This is a genomic window from Dyella humi, assembly GCF_044904605.1.
Lineage (GTDB): Bacteria > Pseudomonadota > Gammaproteobacteria > Xanthomonadales > Rhodanobacteraceae > Dyella_B > Dyella_B humi.
The window spans coordinates 72759-98582 of the sequence record NZ_JADIKI010000020.1 but is presented as its reverse complement, the minus strand read 5'-3'; the positions used below and the strand labels follow the sequence as shown (position 1 = coordinate 98582).

The window sequence follows — 25824 nt, the reverse complement described above, 5'->3', positions numbered from 1 at the left end:
AGGACTGGTGTCATGAATATCGATCTCACTGGCCGCAAGGCCGTCGTTACCGGGTCAACGGCGGGTATCGGCCGAGCCATTGCAGAAGGGTTGGGGCGCGCAGGCGCCGCGGTCGTGATCAACGGCCGCACAGAGAAGCGCGTCTCCATGGCGCTTCGGGAGCTTCGCGAACTCTTGCCAAAGACGGAGTTTACCGGCGTCATCGCCGATCTTGCGACCCCGGAAGGCGCGGCGGAGTTATTCGCTCAGGCGCCGGATGCGGACATTCTCGTCAACAATGTGGGTACTGGGCGTACGAAGTCCTTCTTCGAAATTGAGGACAGCGAGTGGATCGATCTCTTCGAACTTAACGTCATGAGTGGCATTCGCGCCTCCCGCCACTATGTGCCGAACATGACGAAGCGCGGCTGGGGGCGCGTCGTCTTCATCAGCAGCGAGTCCGCGCTTGCCATCCCCAAGGACATGATCGACTACGCCACGACCAAGACCGCTCAGCTCGCCATTGCGAGGGGCTTGGCCGAGGTGGTCGGCGGAACGGGCGTCACCGTTAATTCGGTTCTTCCTGGTCCGACGAATTCGGAGATCATGGGTGGTTGGGCGCAGGCGAACGCAGATGCGCAAGGCATTACACGTGAGGAAGCCGAGCAGCAGTTCCTGAAAACGCATCGCCCGACCACGCTCCTCAATCGCTTCGCGACAACCGAAGAAGTCGCCAATCTGGTCGTCTATGTCTGCTCGGAGCAGGCGTCGGCGACAACAGGTACTTCCTTGCGTGTCGACGGCGGCGTCGTTCGGACAATTGCATAGGGCGCATGCTTTTTCACGCGTTCAACGCGGCTTCGGGAAGGGCCAAACCATCGATTCCCTCTCTGGGTAGACAACAGCCCAAGTCGAATGCGCCTGCAAGCGAGCTCTTGACGGTGTGGATCTAAGCGATGTCGACCATCCGCTTGACATTGGGCACGCTGACCGCGAAGTCTCTGCGATGTCCCCCACCCTCGATAACACCTGCTAATCACCATTCAACAGCGAGCGCCTGCTCGACGCCGATATCGCTCAGCAGTTCTTCGAGCACACCCACAGCGGCAGCACTAAGCGTAAGATCGGAGCCCTCGCGCACTCACCACAGTCTTGAGGGAGGTCTTATGTCCCTTCTTCGTTACGCAGTTTCAGCAAGTTTGGTCGTGGTTGCTACCATCTCTACCGGCCTTCCCGCCCGTGCCTCGCAGGATGTGCCGAAACCGCAGCAGACACCTAACCTTTCTGGCGCACACGATTTCGACTTTTTCGTCGGCAGTTGGCGCACGCACAGTCGACGACTGAAATATCGTCTTGTCGGCAGTCACGACTGGGAGGAATTCAACGGCACGATTCGCTCGCTCAGTCTTATGGGTGGATTGGCGAATGTCGACGATACCGAGTTTGATACACCGGAAGGCATCTACCGCGGCGTAGCGCCGCGTGCTTACGATCCGAAGACTGGATTGTGGGCCATCTGGTGGATTGATGGTCGCAATCCCCATGGCGCACTCGACCCGCCGGTCAAGGGGCGTTTCGTGCACGGCATCGGTACCTTCTACGCCAGCGATACGCTGCGCGGCAAACCGATCAAGGTGCGCTTCATTTGGTCGCAGATCACCCCCAACACTGCGCATTGGGAGCAGGCCTACTCTGGTGATGGCGGCAGAACTTGGGAAACCAACTGGATACAGGATGTGCGCCGGGTCAAGTGAACCCGAGCCTCGAGACTATAAATGCGTAGCGGGCTGTTGAGAAACGCTCATTCATCCCTATCGCGATAACAGTCCCTAATTGCTTCGTACTCTTAAACGTCGCTTTGAATTAGGTGTTCGGATTCTACGGAAAGATGACCAGGCAGAGATTTTCATATGAGCGTACGCAACCAAATCAAGGACCATATCGCAGCTCAGCCAGAGCCAAAACGAAGTGACATGCAAGAGCTGCATGACATCATTCTTGGAATCATGCCTGACTGTAAATTGTGGTTTCTCGATGGCAAAGATGAAAATGGGCGGGTTGTTTCCAATCCGAATATAGGTTACGGGGTGCAGACTATAAAGTATGCCGATGCAAAAACCAGAGAGTTCTATCAGATCGGCATTAGTGCAAACACAACTGGCATCTCTGTTTACATTATGGGGATAAAAGACAAAAAGTACTTAGCCGAGAAATATGGGAAAAAGATCGGCCAGGCAAGCGTAACTGGGTATTGCATCAAGTTCCGGACACTAAGAAATATAGACATTGATATTCTCGCAGACGCAATGCGATATGGGATCGAACACACACGCGTCTAAATAGCTATTTTGATCGGGTTACATGCCAGCTGAAGCAAAAAACCACTCGTGGCCATACACAAAGCCGTGGAAAGCCAACTTCCCCAGCCAAAGCCTGCCCGCAGGAATTCCAGCCGTCGAGAAAGGTCGGGGATTGGTATAGATGCCGAGCATTCCACCGATCCGGTATTCATTGGCCCGGCTAGGAGTAGTGCAAGCGCTGTCACCGCTCCGATCATGATCGCGCCCGACGCGTGTAGTTATAGCGGTGAGCCAGCCATTTCCGGCCAGTTCCATCCGCCATGATGAAATGTTGGTCCTTACGGCTCCCGTCGGAGCCGATCGTCTCGATGATTTGGTCCATCCGCAGCAACTGACCACTGACGACGGTGCTATCGCCCGGAACGGCGAAGGGCATGAACACCACTTGGATACGGTCAGGCGGATCGCGCTCGAAACTGTTCGCGGTCATGATCCCAACGGGCGCGCGCGTGTCCATCGACACATAGTTCCATCGACCCTCCACGCGATTGAAGCTGAGGTAGTCGATTCGGCTGATCGTCTTGTCCGACTGGTCGCCCGCAGGGTACAGAATCTCCTGGAGCAGCGGACCGATCATTTGGCGAACGGCAACACCCGTCGTCACGATGGGTTTAGCCTCGGGCGTTGCCCACACTGTCTCGGTGACGTCCCAACTTCCAGTCTGGGTTGCGAGTGCCCTGCCCTCCGGGCCCAGTTTGTTCATCGTGACCGCAACCGGTTGCACGCTGGCAGTAACAGGCACGGGGAGACTTGTTGCGAGCAGCAAACCAGCTCCCTCAAGGAATTGCCGACGGTCAATCACAACTGCTCCAGATAGCTGATTCGCACGACATCCGATGCGGTGTGATCGTTATAATTCATCACCATTTAGCGATAAATGGCGAAACAATATCTTCACTCGCAATCTGGAGTGGTGAATGGACCAACTGAGAAGCATGGCGACATTCGTGAAGGCGGTCGATCTTGGCTCTTTTACGTCGGCAGCGGACGCCATGAACATATCGGCGCAAATGGTCTCAAAGCACATCCTCTTTCTTGAGTCTCGGCTGGGGACGCGATTGCTCCAGCGGACCACGCGCAAGCAAAGCCTGACCGATTTCGGGCGCATCTATTACGAGCGTTGCAAGCGAGTCTTGGCAGAGGTCCAAGCGGCCGATTCGCTAGCTGCACAAGCGCATGCGACACCGCACGGTCGCCTGAAGGTGACCGCGCCAGTGAGCTTTGGCGTGCAGACATTAACGCCGATGGTTAACGCGTATCTGCGCCAATATCCCGATGTTGAGATCGATCTGATCCTGAATGATTGGTTCGTGGATCTAGTTGAAGAGGGATATGACGTTGGCTTCCGTATCGGCCCGGCACCACGAGCCCACATAGTCGCCAGGCCGTTGCGGCCGTTCAAGCTCGTGGCGTGTGCGTCGCCCGCTTATCTCGAGGAGCGCGGCTATCCTGCTGAGCCAGGCGATCTCGCACGACACGAATGTCTGCGCTATGCATTCTGGTCGACGCCGGTGGAAGGCGAGTGGTGCTTCCAGCGCGATGGCCGCACGTACGAGGCGCCTGTAGGTGGGCGCTTTCGTACGAACGACGCCAACTCACTTCTTGCAGGCGCGCTGCAGGGATTTGGCATCGCGTTCATTGCCGAATATCTGGTTGCGAGCGCGCTTGCTGACGGCCACTTGATCCAAGTACTTCCGGACTATGTAACGCCGGCGCGATCAATGCATCTGCTTACGGTGGCCGAGAGTCACCCGACACCGAAATTACGCACGTTCGTCGACGCGGCGCTCCTTGCCTTCAGCGCACCCTGATCAAACAGCCAATTCGCCGCACTAGACGACAATGCCGCCGCTCTCCCCTACCCTCAAGCTTAAGGAGCCAATCGTAAATCTACCCGCAATAACACGGGCTAATCGCGTGAGTGCCGTCACTGGCGACGCCATCGCCATCAAAACTTCCATTCCTCGGTGCAGACAAAGCGAGTGGACCGCAGCGACATATATTGCACAACGCGTGGTCGCTGTGCACGGTTCGGACTGCTGCCATGCGGCAGCACGTGATGCCATACAATGATGGGAATCAGCGGTGGCATTTCGCTACGCAGTCCTGAAAAAAGGTTGCTCCTTTACACTCGGACGCTCCAGCACGTTTGCGTACCAGGCGAGAAGCGTCTCGCATGCCGCAGGCACAGGCAGTTTCACGATCGACGCAAAGATCAACCCGCCAATGACGGTAATGTCGGCCATCGAGAATGCCTCGCCAGCGACGAACTGCTGTGTTTTCAGAACGGCATCGAAGTAGTGCATGCCCCTCAGAGCCTTGTCGCGCTGCCGAAATCCCCATTCGGAATTCTGATAGATCTCAACATCCGGCCCCAGGCCCGGCGTGGCGTGGTGGAAATAGACACTGATGGCGTCAAGCAATTCCAGCTCAGCGCGCTTGCTCATCATATGGATCATGCCTTTTTCGCGTGGGGTTCTGCCGGTGAGGGTGGGAGCACCGTCGAGCGCATCGAGGTATTCGGTAATCGCCGTGCACTCGGCCATGCACGTTCCATCGCCGAGTTCGAGCACGGGCAGCGTGCCGGAGTAATTCTTGTTGGCAATGAACTCGGGCTTTTTGTGTTCTCCCTTATAGAGATCGACCATCACGAACTGCACGCGTGATTGCAGATTCTTTTCCGCTAGGGCGATACGAACGCGGGTTGGGTAAGGCCCGGTGGGAAAATCGTAAATCGTCATCATGGGCAGTTTGCTTACGTCGAAACGGGTGGCATCGGAACTCATTGCATGACCTCTCTACAGGTATGTCGTGCCGGAACGGCAGGTGTGAAGTGGTTTCCATGGAAACTACCTAACGTTTGTTAGGTAACAAGGTATGCAGTACACTGCCCTCTGTCAACCCATTACCTGACTGGAGGTCGGCAGCAGTGAGGAATGAAGTGAACTCCAAGGAACGCATCCTGGCGGCCGCGACAAAAATCGCACAGGCGCATGGTTACGGCGGATTGAATTTTCGTGACCTTGCTGAAGAGGTCGGTATTAAGGCGGCGAGCATTTATCACCACTTCGCTAGCAAGGCCGATCTCGGCGCGGCGGTAGCAAGGCGCTACTGGGAAGACTCGACAGCTGCTTTAGATGCACTGTCGGCGGAATCGTCGGATCCAGTCCACTGCTTGCGCCGGTACCCCGATACCTTTCGTCGGGCGCTTGAGAGTGGCAATCGTATTTGCCTTTGCAGCTTCATGGCGGCCGAAAGCGATGACCTGCCCGAAGTGGTCGTGAAAGAAGTCCAGACCTTTGCTGACGTAAATGTTGCCTGGTTGGGCAAGGTGCTGTCCGCTGCAGGTGCGGCAAGATCCGGGGAGAGCGAGCAGCGGGCCAGAGCCATCTTTGCGGCTGTCGCCGGCGCTCAGCTGATTGCCAGGAGTCGTTCGGACATCGCGCTATACGATGCTCTGATCGATAGTTACCGCGTGGCGGGGCTTATACCGGATCGGTGATTTTGCACGCGTACTGAATCAGCCACGGTTATGCACTGTCACCGATACTTATTAACCAGTTGTACCCGCACCGCAGAAACGTCCCCGAACGTGTCCGCCCTATCTGGTGACTTGCTTGTTGAGATCCTGAGCGCGTCAATGATTGTCTCAACGGATGCGTCAATTGATCGAACTCGTCAAAGCGGCATTACGACCTACCCTCGATAACCCCTTCTAATCGCCATCACCAGAAGAGAGGTTCATCGATAGTTCTCCCAAACTATGCAGTTTGGTGGTTGTCCAGACACCCTCTGGCGAACTTGCCAGGTAGTCGATGCGGTGGAAAAAATTGCGTTTGTGAGTAATTTTTATACGTATGTCGGCTGGACCCCATCACTGCGTGTGCCAGTCGTATGCCGTGCCGTTGGTCACGAAGCGGGCGCTGCCATCGGCAAGGTTGACGACGTTGACCTGATCCTTGAGAACCACGGTCGCGGGCTGGGTGGTGGTTTCGGTGTTGCAGTTGGCCAGGATCCGCGTGCCATCCGGCGACACGCGCACCGGTTGCCACCACAAAAATACGTTCGGGTACAGGAGAGCGCACGGCGAGGTTACTTTGTGCAGACCCGATCCGTCCGTCTTCACGGCGTAGATCTCTTCATCCTGAGGCGAGGATGAGATAGGAGATGAGACCACGAAAGCTTGGCTGCCGTCCGGCGAAATCAGCCCCTGGCCATTAGGCAAGAACGGAACCACGTTGCTGGGATCGACAAGCGCGACCGTCTGGCCCGTCAACATGTTCTTGGCACACCACAGGCCACTAAAATTCCCGTTGGCCCCCGCCGCATTGCAGGGGCCGGGCTCGTTCGTGTTCTTGAGCATGGCATAGATCACCTCATGGCCATCGTACGAGATATCACCGACGCCCCCACCCGTATAGGGCTCTTGCACGTTCGCCTGGACCAAGGTCGCGGCACCGGTGGCGGTATTGATCAGGTAGATATCGGCTTCCTGAGTGACCTTGTGATCGGCATGCACCGCATAGACCAGCAGGCGGCTTCCATCGCCCGACCAGCGGACCGCTTCGACTGCACAGTAATTCCAGCGGTCGGCGCACCAGAGCGTGTGGTTATTGCTGCCGTCCGCATTCATCAGGCGTACGCACGCGGGGTGTTTACCAAACTGGTCGTCCGGAACATTGGCGTAGGCAATCTGGTCGTTACCGGCTGGTCCCCAGCTGACGGAACCGTAACCTGGACCTATGTGCGGCGATTGCAGGTCATCGGCACCATAAAATATCGGCGCCGTGCGCTCACCGTAGGCATTTATGAGGACGTACTTGCCATAGAACTGCGTGCTATTGGAGTGAGGCAGCTCGGACCGCGCAGGAAGGAGCACGCTGTATGTCCCGCTCGGATTGAAGGCATTCGTCTCCCACAGACCCATGTAGTTCCCGATGCCGGGTATGTCGAACTCGCCCGTGGTGTACTGCGTGAGCTGTCGCTCATGCAGGCCATCGTCGCCGACGCTGAAGATCGCCGCACTGACAGGCGTACTGGATCCGCCGACCATGCCGTTCATGGTGCGCCAGAAAAGAACCGTACCGGGAGATGCTTGCGCGGAAGCGACCAACGGTTGGGCCGCGAACGCGGCAGCGAACAAGCAGACAAGCGCCAGTAGGGCGCGGCTACGCGAGAGAATTTGCATGACACTCTCCTTCGGCCGTGGCGGCCGCCATGTCACTGGGGCGGATTACCGGCGCACCGTCCCCCTCGACACCTGACGCTGCGTCGGACGAGGTACTCTAGGCTCGCAAGCGCATGTGATCTGTGAAGTGCGTGATCGCTTGCAGAAAACAACCCGTTGAAAATAGTCACCTACTTTTTAGGCTGGACGACACCAATTTCTGGCACCAAGGAACTTGGTCGTCGCTACAGATGGCAGACATCTGCCTAGCCGCGATAACCCCTTCTAATCGCCTCCGTCTAATATCCCCTCGGCAGATATGGTTCGCCTGTGCTGCAAACACACGAGCGAACGCGATATGCCACGAGGAGCGGATCGCGCGTATCTATGTTTTAGGCGGAAATCAACACGGGCGCGATCCCACGTGTCTCACAGATTGTCTGGCTGCAAATGACGGCATTTCGCCAAGTTGCGTATTGTACCTACTAGTATGTACAGTATGGCACATGGATACAAGAGAACGTCTGATTGAGAGCGCCCAGGAATTGTTATGGGAGCGGGGCTATGTGGGTATGAGTCCCAAAGCCATTCAGGACAGAGCTTCAGCTGGGCAAGGCAGCATGTACCATCACTTTGAAAACAAAGCAGCGCTCGCTTCAGCCGCCATCGTGCGAAGCGCCGAGCAACTGTACGAGTCGGCCCGGCAGGAATTCGCGCAGCCCTGCTCCGCTCTCGATCGCATCGTTTCGTACCTTCATCGCGAGCGGGATGCACTGCGAGGTTGTCGCGTTGGAAGGCTGACGCAAGATCCAGAGATCATTGCCGACCCGCAACTCAGGCAGCCCGTTCAAGAGATGTTCGCGAAGCTGACACAGGGACTGGCCTCTCTCATTGTGGAAGGCCAAAGGGCTGGAGAGTTTCGCTCGGAAATGAACCCGGAAGATACCGCCTCGACCATTCTCGCCGTTGTCCAAGGTGCTTATGTCCTGGCGCGTGCCGAGAATTCCGCTGAACCGTTCCATCGCGCGATCGCGGGAGCGATCTCCCTCTTGAAGCAGCAGAGTGGCGTCAAGCGCGCGCCGCGAAAGTGAGCCTTCATCACCACGTCCTATGTTTTTTGCAGGATTGAATGGACCGTGCCCTTGATGGCCCTCAGAGAATCTTTTGATCTTGACCTATATCGGGCTCTTACGCGTGCGCACCATTTCTTACTACCTCATCGCAATCCTGGCATTTGCCATGAGCACGACTTGCAGCGTTGCCTCAGGTGTGAAGCCTCCGATTCTTCTCAAGGTCGATCTGCGCGATGCGCCGCGTAAACTCCTCCATACGACGGAGGTCATTCCAGTTAAGCCTGGTCCAATGACCCTCGCCTATCCCCAATGGCTTCCGAGCGTTCACCTAGCCGGGCCTATCGATCAGCAGGCCGGCTTGTTTATTACCGCCCACCGGGTTGGTTTCGCAGCACCCACGCCGATTCGCTGGGAACGCGACCCTGTGGAGCTTTACCTCTTCCACATTGTGGTTCCGAAGGGCGTCAGTTCCATTGAGGTGAACTTCGACTTCATTACCGCGGCCGATGCAACAGCCGCGGGATCAACCGACGCAAACATCGCGGTGCTCAATTGGAATACTGTTCTCCTGTATCCGTACCACGGGCGATCCACGAAGGTAGCTTCGATTGAGGTCACTCCGACCATCGTCATGCCGGCGAATTGGCATTTCGCTTCGGCCCTCCAATCCAACGAAGGGCCGGCCTCCCCCGAACCTTCAAATTCCGTCACCTTCCACACCGTTTCGCTTGAGCAGCTAGTCGATTCGCCGGTACTTTCGGGACGTTACTTTCGAGAAATCCTCTTAGCTCCAGAGATCACTCCCAAGCACTATCTCGACTTGGTGGCCGACACGCCGGCATCACTCCAGATCAATCAATCACACATCGACAAGTTCAGCGAACTTGTTCGTCAGGCTGGGACTCTCTTTCACAGTCGACACTACGATTCGTTCCACATGCTGGTCACGCTGTCTGATCAGATCGCTGGAGACGCTTTCGATCATCATCAGTCCCTCGACAATCGCAGACCAGCAGATTTCCTGACGAGCGAAAAGTCTCTCACGCTGTATGGGGACTACATTGCGCATGACTTCGTGCATAGCTGGAATGGAAAATATCGGCGCTCCATGAGCCTGATGGCCGCAAATTATCAGATGCCCATCATCGGTACCGATCTCTGGATCTACGAGGGACTGACTGACTATCTTGCAGGAGTCCTCGCCGCTCGATCCGGAATCTGGACGCAGCAACAATTTCTCGATCAATGGAGTGAGAAAGCTGCCCGCTTCGAACACCGCCCTGGAAAAACCTGGCGCGACCTTCAAGACACGGCAACGATGGCGCCGATCCTCTGGGCGGCCGACAGCTCCGCCTACGAAAGCTGGCGACTTGGCGGCTACGATTTTTACGGCGAGGGCGCTCTGATTTGGCTGGAAGTCGACACCACGATTCGCAGCGGAACCGGAGGCAAGAAATCTCTCGATGACTTCTTGGCGGTTTTTTACGGTAAGGGCACCGGCACTGGGACCGATACGCTTCCTTTCACCTTCGAGGACCTCGTCAACGCACTGAACACGGTTTATCCCCACGACTGGGCGTCCTTTTTTAAGGAACGTCTCCACAAGCTCACCCCGGAGGCTCCCTTAGGAGGCTTTACGCACGGTGGATATCGTTTGGTCTATCGGGACACACCGAATGCGTGGACCGCGCTGGCGGGCAAAAAGGATTTCGAATATTCGATCGCTATGAAGGTGCGACCTGACGGCGTAGTCACCGATGTGCTCATTGGTGGCATCGCGGATAAGGCAGGCTTTGCGCCGGGTATGAAACTTCTTTCCGTCAACGGGAACCCCTTTTCGATCGATCAGTTGCAGCGAGCGATCCGCAATGCCAAAGGAGCTCCACTTCCCATTGAGTGCGCGGTTGAAAATAACGGTGTCGCCACGACGCTCACCCTTGCGTATCACAGTGGAGAGCAGTATCCGGCCTTGGAGCGGGATGTCGGAACAAAGGATCGTCTCCTCGAAATAGTCACGCCTCGCTAGCGGCTTCCCTATTCTCGCATCTCGAAGGAACCAATAAGGACCAGACTCGTTGAATTGTATCGACGAGTCTGTGCAACTGCCGTTCGACAAATGCGGCGATAGTGACGGCATCCATAACCGGTCCCCTCTCTTTAGTGGACATCGCCAGCTTGGCGACGAATCTACGTCACAAACACTGTTCGGCCAGATGTTTTACCTGACCTCGATCGAACGCGCTCAAACCCCTCCTTTTCGTCGCTCTTCTGATGTGCGGGAACAATGCTGTCATGGCGTAATGAAGGTCACCAATTGATACGAATGCCAACCTTGCCGCTATAGCCATTGCTGCGATTATTGACGCCGACGTCGTACCCGGCGCTGGCATATACGAATACGTTCCGCGCGAGTTGCGAGCTGATACCCGTGCGCAAACCCACCCACGAGCGTTTGAGGTCGGAGTGAAAGCTCACCGGTGTAGTGGGAGTTGAGAACGCCACGCTTGGGTTGGCCATGAACTCGCGCCACAGGTCGACGCGCAGCCAGGTACTCATCAACCTGGGCCGCGTGGGGTCGTTGCCGACTGCCCAGCTTTTCTTCGCCTCAGTACCGATGCGGCCGGCCAGCGCATTGGCATTGTCGAAATACACACTGGATGCTGCATCGGAAGCATCGTTGAAGGACACGGTTTGATAGACCAGCTGCGCCTGCGGCACGAAGACCCAGCCGTTGCTCAGCGGAATCGGATAACCGCCTTCGAGTGATGCAGCGACGCCGCGGCCCACGGTTTTCAGCGGCGCCATGCGCGTGGAACTGGCTTTGACACTATAGCCAGTGCCCTGCACCACCGCATCTGTGTACCAGCCGGTCGGACCAAAGTGCGTCCAGTAGCCGCCCAGAGTGTAATTCTGCAGCTGATCGCGGCCCGCAATGGTGCCGTCGAAGTGTTTCACGTTGCCGGCGATCTGGCCGAGTGCGATGTAGACGCCGGCGATGTCGCTGCCGATGTCATGCTGGCCGCGATATAGATCGACACCTGCCTGCAACGTGAACATGTCGTCGCTATAGCTCGGCCCCTTGTTGCCATAGATACCGAATGCCCCGCCGTCGCGCGCATCGTGTCGAGCGATGACGCGAGCCCAACTGCCGTTGCCATGGTCGTCGCCAGGCAGAACGTCCTGGTTGGTGCGCTCCTGCAAGTTGTCCATCAGGGTCTGCCCGTAAGACAACGCCATCGACGGTACGGCGGAGTAAAGCGATACCTCCTGGCGATAGAGCGGCACGGTTTTCTGACCGGATTGCGCGCTTGAGCCGGACGAAGGTGTTGGTGCAGGTGTTGGTGCAGGTGTCGGTGCAGGCGTTGGCGCAGGCGTTGGCGCAGGCGTTGGTGCCGGCGTCGGTGCCGGCGTTGGCGCGGGTGTTGGCGCAGGCGTCGGTGCAGGCGTTGGTGCAGGTGTCGGCGCAGGCGTTGGTGCAGGCGCAGGCGTCGGCGAAGCACACGCCGGCGCACTAGGCATCAGCGAGCAATCCAGCTGCGAGCGCAGATACCAGTTCTGCGCGCTGCTGCCATCGGTGCTGCCGCGATAAAGCGAATACTCGTAAGGACCCGCCGCTACCGCACTCGCCAAACTAAATGCGTTGGCGGATGTCGTCCCGCCATTAATGGCGTCCACCACCTCGATGCCATTGGCGGTGGTGAGCGCGCCCGGCCCACCTGCATTAGTGATGCGCAACGCGGTGCTACCGCTAGCCGTACCACCATTGACGACCAGCAGATCCGACGGCGAACCGTCACCGCCGAGATAAGTGTTGAGCGCAACCACACTGCCCGTGCCACCAACATAACTGTTGGCGATGAGCTTGTTGCCAGTACCGCTTCCACCCACTTGCACCAGGCCGTTGTTGTTCAACGTGCCGTTGATGGTGAAGCTGCCATTGCTGCTGCCCAGTGCCGACAGCGCATCGGCCACTGCAAGGCTGCCGTTGTTGGTGACCGTGCCGGTGACACTGCCATAGCCGCCCAGCGTCGCGCCCGACGCTACCGTGGTAGTGCCGCCACCGCTCAATGCCGCGCTTGCGTTGCTGCTATCGCCTACCGCCAGGGTGCCCGCGCTGACGCTGGTGTCACCGGTGTAGGTGTTATTGGCGTCAAGAATGATGGTGCCGCTGCCGAGCTGATTCACGCCGCCCGCACCGGAAATGACGTGGTTGAACGTATACGTGTCGGTACGATCGAAAGCCACCGTGCCATCGCTGGCGATATCGCTGTTGATGCCGCCCGCCGCGCCACCATTGCCCAACTGCAAGGTGGCGCCGCTGTATACCGACACCGAGCCGTTGAAGCTCGCATTGTTGGAAGCCAGCACCAGCGTGCCTCCCTGCACGGTGATGCCCAGCTGCGCGGTGGGATTGGCGCTGGTGTTCGCCATGTCGCTGCCGAGTGTCCAGGTACCGCTGTCCACCTTGATCAGCGAACTGAAGTTCAGCAGCGCGCCTTGCTGCGTGCCGGTATCCGTGCCTGCCAGCGTGATGCTGCTGTTGCCGCTGCCGCCATCGATGGTGCCGCTCACGCTGGAACCGGTGTAGAGCGTGATCTCATCATTGCCGCCGGTAAAAGTGATGTTGCCGGTCACCGTGGCACCGCTGCGGTTGAAGAACGCCACGTTGCCGTTGCCCGCGTTGCCGATGGCGTTGCCGTTGGTCACGCCGGTCTGGATCGTGCCGTAGTTGTCCACGGTGTTGGTCGTACTGGGGTCCGTCACCTGGTCCTGAAACCAGATCGCCGCCGCGCCTTTCGAGCTGATGGTGCCGTAGTTGGCGATGGTGTTGCTGTCGCCCACCACATTGACCGCTTCGGAGGTGGTCGACGTGCCCGTCTGCGTAACTTGCGCATTGGCGTTGACGGTAAGGGTGCCGATGTTGCGGAACTCGATGGTGCTGTAGCCCATGTTGTAGCCACCTACGTTACTGCTGTTGGTGGTGGGGCTATTGGTGACCGTCGCGCCACCCTGCAGCATGATCGTTGCGTTGTCGCCCAGGCTGATGGCGTTCTGCGTAGCACCCGCATCGAGGGTGGCACCACTCTGCACTTTGACGGCGGTAAGCGTGGTTTCGTTGCTGCCAGCGCCGATCTGTGTGGTGTACGGATTGGGCGCGGTGCTGTCGCAGGTCACCGTTGAGCTGGACAAGCCCAGGGCGACGCAGTTGGCAAGCGCCGTTTTCACGACGACGAACGGGCTGGCGATAAGGGCGGACGAGGCGATGATGCGCGTTGCTACAAGCTTCACGAGTATGTCCTGCGTTATATGAGTCCCCTTCCCCGCAGGCGCCGTGCAAACGCACAGCCGTACGCGTCGGCGCAGTGCGTCGACGGTGCAGACATCCATGGATCCCCTGCGAGAAATCAGTCGACCGCTTGCTGGCTACCTGTTAAAGGCATCGCAGCAAGGTCGCTGGTTCGTGCGCATGATAACTACGGACAAGCAGTAATTGATCCATTGACATGAAAAAAAATAATGAACCAATGACTGATTTTTGGCACCCTCAGGACAACTCCATAACTATTCGTAGGGGGTGAGATAACTCTTCGTGCTTGATGTGCGCATATGGTCAGCATGCCTTCAGCGAGATTTTTGCCGCACCTCACGAATGTCTGCACAGGCCAGTTATCGACCCTAAAAGACAAGGTGTCTCGAACCGGTTTCGAAGTAGATTGCCCCCGGCTTGAACGAGCCGGCATCGGAACACGATGCAATCGCAGACAGCGTAGGACGAGCCGCACCGATGGATGACCCTATGGGCGCCGTACCTTGCGTTTGATCTGACACATCAATTGGAGGGGGCAATGAAGAAACGTTTGTACCGGGCCATCACCCGTGGATTGGCCTGCGGCGCGCTCGCCGTGCTTTCGATATCACATGCCGGTGCGCTGTCGGCACAGACCGCGCAACTGCCTTACACCTGGAAGAACGTGCGCATCGTGGCCGGCGGCTATGTCGACGGCATCATCGCGCATCCCGCGCAACAGGGCTTGTTCTACGCACGTACCGACGTGGGTGGCGCGTATCGATACGACTCGAAGAACAGCAAGTGGATCGCGCTGAACGACTCGACGCCGCCGAACCAGTCGTGGTCGGGCATCGAAAGCTTCGCGATCGATCCCAATAACGCCAACATGCTTTACATGATCACGGGTTTGTATACCGCATCCTGGGCCGGCAACGGCGCAGCGCTGGTGTCCTCCGATCAGGGCAACAGCTTCACCGTCTATCCGCTGAGCTTCCGCGTGGGCGGCAACGAGGATGGACGCAACGCTGGCGAGCGTTTGCAGGTGGATCCCAACATGGGTTCCATCTTGTTTTACGGCACATCCAACAGCGCCACCCAAGTGGCCGGTCAAAATGGCTTGTGGACCAGCAAGGACAAGGGCGCGACATGGTCCCGCGTAAGTGGCTTCACGGCGCTGACCAGCGACGGCACCGGCGTCGGCGTGGCGTTCGTCGCGTTCGCGCCAGCAGGCGAAGCCAAGGGAACGCCAACCAAGACCATCTATGCAGGCGTTTCGACGCGTGCCGCAACAACGACCAACACGCTCTACGAAAGTGCCGATGCAGGCGTCACCTGGAACCCCGTACCGGGCGGTCCCAGCAACCAGCTCCCGCAGCGTGGTGAGATTGGACCAGATGGCAATCTCTACGTCACTTACGGCAACGGCACCGATAGCAACGGCAACTACACGTACGCCCCAGGCCCTAATGGTTTGACGTCAGGGGCAGTATGGAAGTACGACACCGTCCATCACGCCTGGACGAACATTACGCCGCACGACCCATTCAACTACCCTTCCGGCTTCAGCGGTTTGTCGGTCGACCCTGCGCATCCCGGCACGCTGGTCGTGATGACCATGGATCATTGGTGGCCGATGGACACCATGTATCGCAGCACGAATGGTGGTACGAGTTGGACTGATGTGGGTGGCGCCACCGTCTCCGGCAACTTCCCGACCTCCGGCACGTATGCCATACGCGATTCCAGCATGTCGCCGTGGATGGTTTCGCCTGGACAGACACAAGCAACCTTCGGCAATTGGGGCGAAGTGGTGATCGATCCGTTTAATGCCGCACATGCCATGTACGGGTTCGGCGGCGGCATCTGGAGCACGTCCGACCTGACCGACGCCGATGCCGGCAAACCGACGTACTGGTCGGTTGGCGCCAGCGGTATCGAAGAAACGGTAGTGCAGGCGCTGATCTCGCCCACGTCCGGTGCGCATTTGATCAGTGGCCTCGGGGATGTCTGCGGTTTCGTGCACGTCAGTCTCACCGCGGCGCCGCTAAAGCAGATCAACAACCCCATCTGCTCGAATGGCACCGGTCTGGATTTCGCCAAGAATTCACCATCGACGATCGTGCGCGTCGGCACCGGCGGCAACAACGTGTTTGGCACGGTCTCCCATGATGGCGGTTCCACCTGGACACCGTTTGCCAGCCAGGGCGGCTCCAGCCAGGGCGGCGGCAAAGTAGCCATTTCCGGCGACGGCAAAAACATCGTGTGGGCGCCCACGGACGTGGCACCGATGGTTTCCACCAATAATGGTGCGAGCTGGACGCCAGTCAGCGGGAGTGTTCCGATCGGCGTACAGCTGTTGTCGGATGGCTTCAGCAGCAACATGTTTTATGCCTGGAATCCGGCCACAGGCGAATTCTTCAGCAGCTCCGACAAGGGCGTGACCTGGCATGCATCCACCAACACCGGCTTGCCCAAGGTGCCTTCCTACTTGATTAGCTATGCCACGGCGGTGACTGGTATTCCAGGCGAAGCCAAAGGCGGCGACATCTGGATCGCCACGTCGTCCGGCTTGTATCGCAGCACCAATTACGGTGCAACCTGGGCGCAGGTCTCTGCCGCCAGCGTGACCTCGGCGACTTCGGTCGGCTTTGGCAAGGCGATTACCGGAACGCACTACCCCACCATCTACCTGTCCGGCACAGTGAACGGAGTCACTGGCGTGTTCCGCTCCACCAATGTCGGTGCAACGTGGGTGCAAATCAACGACACGCTGCATCAGTGGGATGGCGTCACACTCGTGGTCGGTGATCCTAGAACCTTCGGCACGGTGTACATCGGACCGAACGTAGACGAAGGGCGAGGCATTATCTACGGCACGTCGCAGAACTGATGGATGCACGGTTCCCTCTCTGCTTTAAGCAGAGAGGGAACCGTACGCACAGATTGCAACAACGGCGCGTGCGTGGCACGGCATCAATACGCTTCGCGACTCACTTCACGCAACGCGTTGATCATCAGTGCCACGGCGGGAGACGGTATTTTTTTCGCCGGGGTAATCAGCCCGAAGTCGTCCATCTCGCAGTCCATCGTCAGCGGCAAAATTTCCACCATGCCGTGTTCCGCGTAATAGCGCGCCACATCTTCGGCGAGCACGGCAATCATGTCGCTCTGCTCCAGCGCACGCGTAATGAAGAGCAGCGCTGACGTCTCTACGACGTTCGACGGCGGCGCCAGACTCGCACGCTGAAACATCATCCCGAAACGATGCCGCAGCACGCTTCCGGACGGCGGCACGATCCACGCGCCGTGTTGCACATCGGACAGGCCGAGCGCACCCGCCGTCAATAGCGGATGGCCGCGTCGAACGACGGCATGGACGGGCTCGCCGGCTAGCGGCTCGTAGTGCAATGGAAGCTTGTCGTGCTCGGGGAACAAACGGCCAATCACCACATCGAGCTTGTCCTGAGCCAACCGTTCCAGCAGCACATTGCTGGTGTCGATGTCGACCACAATGCGAATGTTCGCGTACATGCGTTTGACAGCGGCGACGGCAGTCGGGAGAACGCGCACGCCCGGCGAAGTGATGGCACCGACTGCTACCTGCCCCAAACGCCCTGCCTTCAGCGCGGCGAGTTCTTCCTGGGCCTGATCGAGACTGCCGAGCACCATGCGCGCATGACGGATCAAGGCATCGCCATAAAGCGTTGGCCGCATGCCGCGTGGCATGCGTTCGAACAAGGGGGCCGCAAGCGTTTCTTCCAGCTCACGCAACAGTTTGGAGGCAGCCGGCTGAGTGATGTTGAGTGCTGACGCAGCGCGATGGATGTTGCCTTCTTCGGCAAGCGCGACGACCAGCAACAACTGCCGTGTTTTCAAGCGCGTGCGGACATACCACGGGTTGGTGTCGAGCATGGGTTAGGCACCGTCATTGATATCGATATGGATATCGGAGGAGTCGAATTTCTCATTAGTAGGTTATCAGCCTTATTCCTAGACTGCAGCGACCCTGTCTACACAAACCACGGTCAATGTCTGCGAGCAAACCCAAGCTGCGGTCTCAACAATGGTTTGGCACCACGGACAAGAACGGCTTCATGTATCGAAGCTGGATGAAGAACCAGGGCATTCCCGATCATGAATTCGACGGCCGGCCCGTCATCGGCATCTGCAACACCTGGTCGGAACTGACGCCTTGCAACGCGCATTTCCGCAAGCTGGCCGAACACGTCAAACACGGCATCTATGAAGCGGGTGGTTTCCCGGTCGAGTTCCCGGTGTTCTCCAACGGCGAATCGAACCTGCGCCCCACAGCGATGCTGACGCGCAATCTCGCTTCGATGGACGTGGAAGAAGCGATCCGTGGCAATCCGATCGATGCCGTCGTGCTGATGTGCGGTTGCGATAAGACCACGCCTGCCTTGTTGATGGGCGCGGCGAGCGTCGACGTGCCGGCCATCGTCGTGACCGGCGGCCCCATGCTCAACGGCAAGCTCGAGGGCAAGAACATCGGTTCGGGCACGGCGGTGTGGCGCCTGCACGAAACACTCAAGGCGGGTGAGATCGATCTGCATCATTTCCTTTCTGCCGAAGCAGGCATGTCGCGTTCGGCAGGTACCTGCAACACCATGGGCACCGCGTCAACGATGGCATGCATGTCCGAGTCGCTCGGCGTCTCATTGCCGCATAACGCTGCGATTCCCGCCGTAGACGCACGTCGCTACGTGCTTGCGCACATGTCGGGCATCCGCATCGTGCAGATGGCGTTGGAAGACCTGACGTTGTCGAAGATCCTCACACGCGAAGCGTTCGAGAACGCGATCGCCACTAACGCCGCAATCGGTGGTTCGACCAACGCGGTGATCCACTTGAAGGCGATCGCGGGTCGCATTGGCGTGCCGCTCGAACTGGAAGATTGGACACGCGTCGGCCGCAACACCCCTACCCTCGTTGATCTCCAGCCATCAGGTCGCTTTCTGATGGAAGAGTTCTATTACGCAGGCGGCCTGCCGGCGGTATTGCGCCGGTTAGGCGAAGCGAATCGCCTGCCGCATCCGGGTGCACTGACGGTCAACGGCAAGTCAATCTGGGACAACGTGCGCGAAGCGCCGATCTATGACAACAATGTGATTCGCCCACTCGATCAGCCGCTGATTGCCGACGGCGGCATCTGCATCCTGCGCGGCAATCTCGCGCCGAACGGTGCAGTGCTCAAGCCATCGGCGGCGACGCCCGAACTGCTCAAGCACCGCGGCCGCGCCGTGGTGTTCGAAAACTTTGATCATTACAAGGCGACTATCGGCGACGAATCGCTCGACGTCGACAAAGACTCGATCCTGGTCATGAAAAACTGCGGCCCACGCGGTTATCCGGGCATGGCCGAGGTCGGCAACATGGGGTTGCCGCCCAAGCTACTGCGCCAAGGCGTCAAGGACATGGTGCGCATTTCCGATGCGCGCATGAGCGGCACCGCGTACGGGACGGTGGTGTTGCACGTTGCGCCGGAAGCGGCGGCGGGCGGTCCACTCGCGGCAGTGCGCAACGGCGACTGGATTGAACTCGATTGCGAAGCGGGACGGTTGCATCTGGACATCAGCGATGAAGAACTCGAGCTCCGTCTGCGCGAGATCGACCGGGCCACCGCGCCGGGCGTGGCGGAGCAGATGGGCAAAGGCGGTTACGCGCGGCTTTATGTCGATCACGTATTGCAAGCCGACGAAGGCTGCGACCTGGATTTCCTGGTAGGTAAGCGTGGCGCCGCCGTACCGCGCCACTCGCATTGAGAGGTGAAGCATGACAATGTCGCTCACCGGTGAATTACTGATCGCAGGCGGAACGCAACGCGGCACAGGTGCATCGTTCCAGGCGTTCGATGCAGCAGGCAACACGCCCATCGCACAACCTGTTTTTCATAGTGCATCGTCTGCCGATGTCGATCGGGCCTGCGAGCTTGCGGATGAAGCCTTCGATGTCTATCGCGCGTTGTCCTTGGAAAAACGCGCTCAGTTTCTCGATGAATGCGCAGCGCGCATCGAAGCGCTCGGCGATACCTTGATTGAACGCGCGATGGCCGAAAGCGGCCTGCCCCGCGCGCGTCTCGAAGGCGAACGCGCGCGCACGGCCAATCAGTTGCGCATGTTTGCGGCGCTCGTAAGAAGCGGCGACGCACTCGACGCACGTATCGAACCTGCGTTGCCCGAACGCCAACCACCGCGCACCCATCTATGCTTCTGGCGTATGGGTGTCGGACCGGTCGCAGTGTTCGGCGCAAGCAATTTTCCCCTGGCGTTTTCGGTAGCCGGCGGCGATACGGCATCAGCCCTCGCGGCAGGTTGCCCTGTCGTGGTGAAGGCTCACCCTGCGCATCCGGGCACCTCCGAACTGGTGGGCCGTGCCATTCAACAAGCCGTTGCCGCGGCAGGCCTGCCTGCAGGCGTGTTCGCGCTGCTGTTCGACGCCGGCTATGACGTGGGCAGTGCTCTGGTCCAGCATCCGGTCATTCGCGCAGTCGGCTTCACCGGTTCGCGCGCGGGTGGCTTGGCACTGGTGAAGCTGGCAGCGGCGCGGGCCGAACCCATTCCCGTCTACGCCGAAATGAGCAGCGTGAATCCAAACGTGCTGCTGCCCGGTGCGCTGGCCGCGCGCGGTGAAATGCTGGCACGCGAGTTCGCGGCATCGGCCACGCTCGGCTGCGGCCAGTTCTGCACCAATCCCGGTTTGATGCTCAGCCTGGAAGGCACTGCGTTCGATGCATTTGCTGCGCATGCCGCGCATGAATTCAGCGCAGCGCCGGCTGGCGTAATGCTTACGGCTGGCATCCTGCGCGCGTACGAGCGCGGCATCGAACGACTCACGCAGCATCCGCAGGTGACGACGCTCGCACGCGGTAGCGCTGCATCAGACCGTGCACAGCCGGCATTGCTGCGCGTGCGCGCGTGCGATCTTCTTAATGACCCCTCACTCGGCGAAGAAGTGTTCGGCCCAAGCAGCATGCTGGTCGACTGCGCCGATGTGGCGGAACTGCGCACGGTGCTGCGCAAGCTTGAAGGCCAGCTCACCATCACGCTGCACATGGAGCCCGCTGACGCCGAACTCGCTCGCACGCTGCTGCCGCAGATCGAGCGCAAGGCGGGCCGCGTGCTGGCGAACGGTTTTCCGACCGGCGTCGAAGTTTGCGATGCGATCGTGCATGGCGGTCCGTTTCCGGCGACGTCGGATGGCCGCAGTACATCGGTGGGCACGGCGGCGATCGAGCGTTTTCTGCGCCCGGTTTGCTATCAGAACCTTGCGGATGAGCTGCTGCCCGATGCGTTGCGCGATGCCAATCCGCTCGGCCTGCAACGCCGCTTTGCGCGCAAACTGGAACCGGCAAAATAAGGTGGCGGGATGACTGAAGCAACGAATACGCACCGCACACCGCGCTACCGCGGTATTTTCCCGGTCGTGCCGACGACCTTCACCGAAACCGGTGAACTGGATCTGGCCAGCCAGAAGCGCGCCGTCGATTTCATGATCGACGCGGGTTCGGACGGCCTGTGCATCCTGGCCAACTTCTCCGAGCAATTCGCGCTTTCCGACGATGAACGCGAGATCATCACGCGGACCGTGCTCGAGCATGTGGCGGGCCGCGTGCCGGTGATCGTCACCACTACCCACTACGGTACCCGCATCAGTGCTGAGCGCAGCAGACGCGCACAGGAACAGGGCGCGGCGATGATCATGCTGATGCCGCCCTATCACGGCGCCACCTTCCGTGTGCCCGAGACGCAGATCTACGAGTTTTACGCGCGCGTGTCCGATGCGATCGGCATTCCGATCATGATTCAGGATGCACCCGCGAGCGGCACAGTGCTCTCGGCCGCGTTCCTTGCACGCATGGCTCGCGAGATCGAACATGTCGCTTACTTCAAGATCGAAACACCCGGCGCGGCGACCAAGCTGCGCGAGCTTATCCAGCTGGCCGGCGACGCAGCGGAAGGCCCGTGGGATGGTGAAGAAGCGATCACACTGTTCGCAGACCTCAATGCTGGCGCTACCGGTTCGATGACAGGCGGAGGCTATCCGGACGGCATCCGCCCGATCATCGAGGCCCATCGCGAAGGTCGTATGGATGACGCGTTCGCACGCTATCAGCACTGGCTGCCGCTCATCAATCACGAAAACCGCCAGGCCGGCCTGCTCGCCTGCAAGGCGCTGATGAAAGAAGGTGGTGTGATCGCCTGCGAACTGCCACGCCATCCCCTGCCCGCCATGCATCCGCATGCGCGCGCTGAACTTGTCGATATCGCGCGCCGTCTCGATCCGCTCGTGCTGCATTGGGGAAAATGATTTCATGACGGAAAATAACGACACCGAAATCAATGCACTCTCCATCGTGTGTGAGGAGACTGGAACATGACTGGTAAGATCCACCGACGCACCTTTTGCACCGTGTTAGCGGTCATGGCTGTCGCTCTCAGCATGAGCGGATGCAACCGCAGCGAGGCCCCTCTCAAAATTGGCTTCCTAGTGAAGATGCCGGAGCAAGCGTGGTTCATCAACGAACAGAAAGCTGCTACGGAGCTCGGCAAGAAGAATGGCTTTTCGGTGGTGAGCATTGGTACGCCGGACGGCGAGAAAGTGCTTGCCGCCATCGACAACCTCGGCGCACAAGGTGCGCAAGGTTTCGTGATCTGCCCACCCGACGTGCGGCTTGGGCCAGCGATCCGGGCCCGCGCGAAGCAATACAACATGAAGTTCGTGACCGTGGACGATCGGCTGGTGGACGGGTCTGGCACGCCACTCGAAGGTGTGCCGCATCTGGGCATGTCCGCGTCCAAGATCGGCAACCAGGTCGGCCAGGCCATCGCCGATGAAATGAAACGACGCGGCTGGACGCCGGAAGAAGTCGGCGCACTGCGCATCACCGATGACCAACTACCCACAGCAAAACAGCGTACCGACGGCGCGACGGAGACCCTGCTCGCCAATGGCTTCAAGCAAGGCGAAATCTTCGACGCGCCACAGCGCACCACCGATGACGAAGGCGGGTTCAATGCGGCCTCGCCCGTGCTCGTACAGCACCCGGATATCAAGAAGTGGGTAATCTACGCACTCAACGAAGAAACCGTGCTAGGTGGTGTACGCGCGACCGAGCAATTGCATATCCCAGCCGAAGATGTGATCGGTGTGGGCATCAACGGCGCCGGTGAAGCGTTCGCGGAGTTCCAGAAGAAGCAAGCCACCGGCTTCTACGGCACGATCGCGGTTAGTTCAACGAATCATGGCAGGCAAAGTGCGCAAAACCTTGTGGACTGGATTCGCGTCGGGAAAGAGCCTCCCGCCGATACACCCACCGTCGGCAAGTTGATGACGCGCGACAATTGGCAAGCGGTGCGCACTGAATTGGGTATTTGAACCCATGACGCGTGCTGGCGCGGTGGCGCAAACGGGCAAACACTCCTACCTGGAGCTCGACGACATCACCGTCAGCTTCCCCGGCGTGCGCGCGCTCGACCACGTATCATTGAACGTACGCGCTGGCGAAGTGCACGGCCTGATGGGCGAGAACGGCGCAGGCAAATCCACGCTGCTAAAAGTGCTCTCCGGCGTAAACCATCCGCAGGAAGGTACGTTGCGCCTGAACGGCGTGGAGAACCACTTCACCAACACACGCGCGGCCATCGACGCAGGCGTCGCGATCATCTATCAGGAACTACATCTGGTACCTGAGCTGACGGTGGCCGAAAACCTGATGCTAGGGCAGTTACCCAACCGGTTCGGTGTGCTCGACGAGCGTGCACTCGTCAAACGTGCGGTGGATGAACTCAAGCGCCTCGGTGAACACATCGACCCGCGCACGCCGGTAAAGCATCTCTCCATCGGCCAGCGCCAGATGATAGAGATCGGCAAGGCGCTGATGCGCGATGCGCGCGTGATCGCTTTCGACGAGCCCACCAGTTCGCTTTCGGCGCGCGAGATCGAGAATCTCTTTCGCATCATCGACACTCTGCGCACAGACGGGCGCGCAATCATCTACGTCACGCATCGCATGGACGAAGTGGATGCGCTGTGCGACCGCGTCACGGTGTTCCGCGACGGCAAGCGTATAGAGACATTCGAATCCGTGACCAGCCTCGACCGCCATCGGCTGATTACCGCGATGGTGGGTCGCCCGATCGCGGACGTCTACGGCTACCGCCCGCGCGTTGCAGGCGAGGTGCTACTCGAAGCGAAGGAGCTGATGGGCCCAGGTCTCGCAGAACCTGCATCGTTTACTGCGAGGCGCGGCGAGATCGTGGGCTTCTTTGGGCTAGTTGGCGCCGGGCGTTCCGAACTGATGAAGCTGATCTACGGCGCAACGCGCGCAAGCGCGGGCCACGTCGAACTCGGCGGCAAGCGCGTGAATTTCACCAGCCCACGCGACGCTGTACGCGCCGGCATCGCACTATGCCCGGAGGATCGCAAGCAGGAAGGCATCATCGCGATTGCTTCGGTGGCCGACAACCTCAACCTCAGCGCGCGCCGCCACTCCTGCCGCGCAGGTTTTCTGCTCGATGCCAAACGCGAGCATGCGCTGACGCAGGACTACATTCAAAAGCTCGCGATCAAGACACGTAGTGGGGACACCACGATCGGCACGCTCTCCGGCGGTAACCAGCAGAAGGTCATCCTGTCGCGCTGGTTGGCCGAACGCATCGAAGTGTTTCTGATGGACGAGCCGACGCGTGGCATTGATGTGGGCGCCCGCGCCGAGATCTACCACCTGCTTTACGAGCTGGCGGAAGCGGGACGCGCCGTGTTGATGGTGTCCAGCGATCTGGCCGAGGTGGTTGGCGTCGCCGATCGCATCATCGTGATGCGTGAAGGACGCATCGTTGGCAACGTACCGAAGACTGAAGCCACACCCGGCGATCTGATCAAGATGGCGCTACCGCGCTGAAGCACTTAAGACGAAGAGTAAATGAATCGAGCCATGCAACCAGACGAAACCCCGTCCACTCAAGCACCCAGGTCGCTCGTCACGGCTTCGCGTGCACGTGCGTGGGACTTGATCAACAAGTCGGGGATCGTAGTGATATTCATAGTGCTGTTCGCGGTGCTGTCCGCGACGGTGCCTGATTTCCTCACCACACGAAACATCCTGGGCTTGCTGCTTTCCGTCACGCTGATCGGCTCGATTGCCGTCACCATGATGTTTGTGCTTGCGCTCGGCGAAGTCGATCTTTCAGTCGCCTCCATCGTGGCCTTCGCGGGCGTGGCGGCCGCCACCACCATCACCCACTCGCATAGCGTGCTGCTGGGCATTGTCGCTGGCATTTTGTCCGGCGGCGCAGTTGGCCTGGTGAACGGCGTGCTGGTCGCACGCTTCAAGATCAACTCGTTGATTGCCACGCTTGCCATGATGGAAGCCGTGCGCGGCCTCGCCTATCTCACCTCGAACGGCGACGCCGTGATGATTTCCGAGGAAAGCTTCTTCGATCTTGGCAGCGGCTCGTTTCTCGGCATCTCGTATCCGATCTGGAGCAATATCGTCGGGTTCGTGCTGTTCGGCTTTCTGCTGAATAAGACCGTGTTCGGCAAGCAAGTGCTTGCCGTGGGCGGTAACAGTGAAGCCGCCTTGCTGGCGGGCCTGCCGGTCGTGCGCATCAAAATCATGGTGTTCGTGCTGCAGGGACTGGTGACTGGCTTCGCCGGCGTGATGCTTGCGTCGCGCATGAGCCTGGGCGACCCGAAGACTTCGGTAGGCCTCGAACTCGGTGTCATCTCCGCCTGCGTGCTAGGGGGTGTATCGCTCACCGGTGGTGTGGCAACGATTTCGGGCGTACTGGTAGGTGTGCTGATCATGGGGGCCGTGCAGAACGCAATGAGCCTGATGAATGTCCCGACGTTTTATCAATACCTGATCCGCGGCGGCATCCTGCTGCTGGCGGTGCTATTCGACCAGCTCCGGCGTAGCAAGCGCGGCGTGTGATGAAG

At 59.2% G+C, this 25824-nt stretch carries 19 protein-coding genes; 14 read left to right on the top strand and 5 right to left on the bottom strand.

Annotated elements, in window-relative coordinates; translation table 11 throughout:
* Window positions 1-12: 12 nt before the first annotated feature.
* The 3 genes from ISP18_RS00820 (at window position 13) to ISP18_RS00810 (ending at window position 2318) form a co-directional block, all read left to right on the top strand.
* A complete protein-coding gene (locus tag ISP18_RS00820; protein WP_380015950.1) occupies window positions 13-807 on the top strand; it encodes an SDR family NAD(P)-dependent oxidoreductase in 795 nt (264 codons plus the stop codon).
* Between the two features lie 377 nt (window positions 808-1184).
* Window positions 1185-1733: a hypothetical protein gene (locus ISP18_RS00815; RefSeq protein ID WP_380015952.1), complete on the top strand. Its 549-nt coding sequence runs from the start codon at window positions 1185-1187 to the stop codon at window positions 1731-1733.
* Window positions 1734-1889: 156 nt separating this feature from the next.
* Entirely contained in the window at window positions 1890-2318 is a 429-nt protein-coding gene (locus tag ISP18_RS00810; protein ID WP_380015954.1) for a hypothetical protein, read from the top strand.
* A 214-nt stretch (window positions 2319-2532) separates the two neighbouring features.
* On the opposite strand, the gene ISP18_RS00805 is transcribed toward ISP18_RS00810, so the two are convergent.
* Window positions 2533-3105, bottom strand: coding sequence for a hypothetical protein (locus ISP18_RS00805; protein WP_380015956.1), 573 nt, complete (start codon window positions 3103-3105; stop codon window positions 2533-2535).
* A 151-nt stretch (window positions 3106-3256) separates the two neighbouring features.
* Between ISP18_RS00805 and ISP18_RS00800 the strand changes: the two genes are divergently transcribed.
* Window positions 3257-4150, top strand: coding sequence for a LysR family transcriptional regulator (locus ISP18_RS00800; protein WP_380015958.1), 894 nt, complete (start codon window positions 3257-3259; stop codon window positions 4148-4150).
* Window positions 4151-4435: 285 nt separating this feature from the next.
* Here the strand turns inward: ISP18_RS00800 and ISP18_RS00795 are convergent, their stop codons facing one another.
* Window positions 4436-5080: a glutathione S-transferase gene (locus ISP18_RS00795; protein WP_404559232.1), complete on the bottom strand. Its 645-nt coding sequence runs from the start codon at window positions 5078-5080 to the stop codon at window positions 4436-4438.
* A gap of 200 nt (window positions 5081-5280) precedes the next feature.
* Between ISP18_RS00795 and ISP18_RS00790 the strand changes: the two genes are divergently transcribed.
* Window positions 5281-5841: a TetR/AcrR family transcriptional regulator gene (locus ISP18_RS00790; RefSeq protein WP_380015962.1), complete on the top strand. Its 561-nt coding sequence runs from the start codon at window positions 5281-5283 to the stop codon at window positions 5839-5841.
* A 372-nt stretch (window positions 5842-6213) separates the two neighbouring features.
* Here the strand turns inward: ISP18_RS00790 and ISP18_RS00785 are convergent, their stop codons facing one another.
* Window positions 6214-7527 (bottom strand): TolB-like translocation protein, encoded by a 1314-nt coding sequence (locus ISP18_RS00785; protein ID WP_380015964.1) that lies wholly within the window; start codon window positions 7525-7527, stop codon window positions 6214-6216.
* 485 nt (window positions 7528-8012) lie between these two features.
* On the opposite strand from ISP18_RS00785, the gene ISP18_RS00780 reads away from it, so the two are divergent.
* Together ISP18_RS00780 and ISP18_RS00775 are read left to right on the top strand one after the other, a co-directional pair.
* On the top strand, window positions 8013-8597 hold the full coding sequence (locus ISP18_RS00780) for a TetR/AcrR family transcriptional regulator (protein ID WP_380015966.1): 585 nt from the start codon (window positions 8013-8015) through the stop codon (window positions 8595-8597).
* Window positions 8598-8670: 73 nt separating this feature from the next.
* Window positions 8671-10605 (top strand): M61 family metallopeptidase, encoded by a 1935-nt coding sequence (locus tag ISP18_RS00775; RefSeq protein WP_380015971.1) that lies wholly within the window; start codon window positions 8671-8673, stop codon window positions 10603-10605.
* A gap of 281 nt (window positions 10606-10886) precedes the next feature.
* On the opposite strand, the gene ISP18_RS00770 is transcribed toward ISP18_RS00775, so the two are convergent.
* Window positions 10887-13868 carry an autotransporter family protein gene (locus ISP18_RS00770; protein ID WP_380015973.1) on the bottom strand — a complete coding sequence of 994 codons (2982 nt, stop codon included), beginning with the start codon at window positions 13866-13868 and terminating at the stop codon, window positions 10887-10889.
* Between the two features lie 557 nt (window positions 13869-14425).
* Between ISP18_RS00770 and ISP18_RS00765 the strand changes: the two genes are divergently transcribed.
* A complete protein-coding gene (locus ISP18_RS00765) occupies window positions 14426-16759 on the top strand; it encodes a sialidase family protein (protein ID WP_380015975.1) in 2334 nt (777 codons plus the stop codon).
* 83 nt (window positions 16760-16842) lie between these two features.
* On the opposite strand, the gene ISP18_RS00760 is transcribed toward ISP18_RS00765, so the two are convergent.
* Window positions 16843-17781, bottom strand: a complete 939-nt coding sequence (locus tag ISP18_RS00760; protein WP_380015977.1) for a LysR substrate-binding domain-containing protein — start codon at window positions 17779-17781, stop codon at window positions 16843-16845.
* Window positions 17782-17897: 116 nt separating this feature from the next.
* On the opposite strand from ISP18_RS00760, the gene ISP18_RS00755 reads away from it, so the two are divergent.
* From ISP18_RS00755 to araH, 6 genes are all read left to right on the top strand, one after another.
* Entirely contained in the window at window positions 17898-19649 is a 1752-nt protein-coding gene (locus tag ISP18_RS00755; RefSeq protein WP_380015979.1) for an IlvD/Edd family dehydratase, read from the top strand.
* 10 nt (window positions 19650-19659) lie between these two features.
* Entirely contained in the window at window positions 19660-21243 is a 1584-nt protein-coding gene (locus ISP18_RS00750; protein ID WP_380015981.1) for an aldehyde dehydrogenase (NADP(+)), read from the top strand.
* Between the two features lie 9 nt (window positions 21244-21252).
* On the top strand, window positions 21253-22194 hold the full coding sequence (locus ISP18_RS00745) for a dihydrodipicolinate synthase family protein (protein WP_380015983.1): 942 nt from the start codon (window positions 21253-21255) through the stop codon (window positions 22192-22194).
* A gap of 66 nt (window positions 22195-22260) precedes the next feature.
* A complete protein-coding gene (locus ISP18_RS00740; protein ID WP_380015984.1) occupies window positions 22261-23262 on the top strand; it encodes an arabinose ABC transporter substrate-binding protein in 1002 nt (333 codons plus the stop codon).
* 4 nt (window positions 23263-23266) lie between these two features.
* On the top strand, window positions 23267-24787 hold the full coding sequence (gene araG, locus ISP18_RS00735; protein ID WP_380015986.1) for an L-arabinose ABC transporter ATP-binding protein AraG: 1521 nt from the start codon (window positions 23267-23269) through the stop codon (window positions 24785-24787).
* 21 nt (window positions 24788-24808) lie between these two features.
* On the top strand, window positions 24809-25819 hold the full coding sequence (araH, locus tag ISP18_RS00730; RefSeq protein WP_380015988.1) for an L-arabinose ABC transporter permease AraH: 1011 nt from the start codon (window positions 24809-24811) through the stop codon (window positions 25817-25819).
* The last annotated feature ends 5 nt before the right edge of the window (window positions 25820-25824 follow it).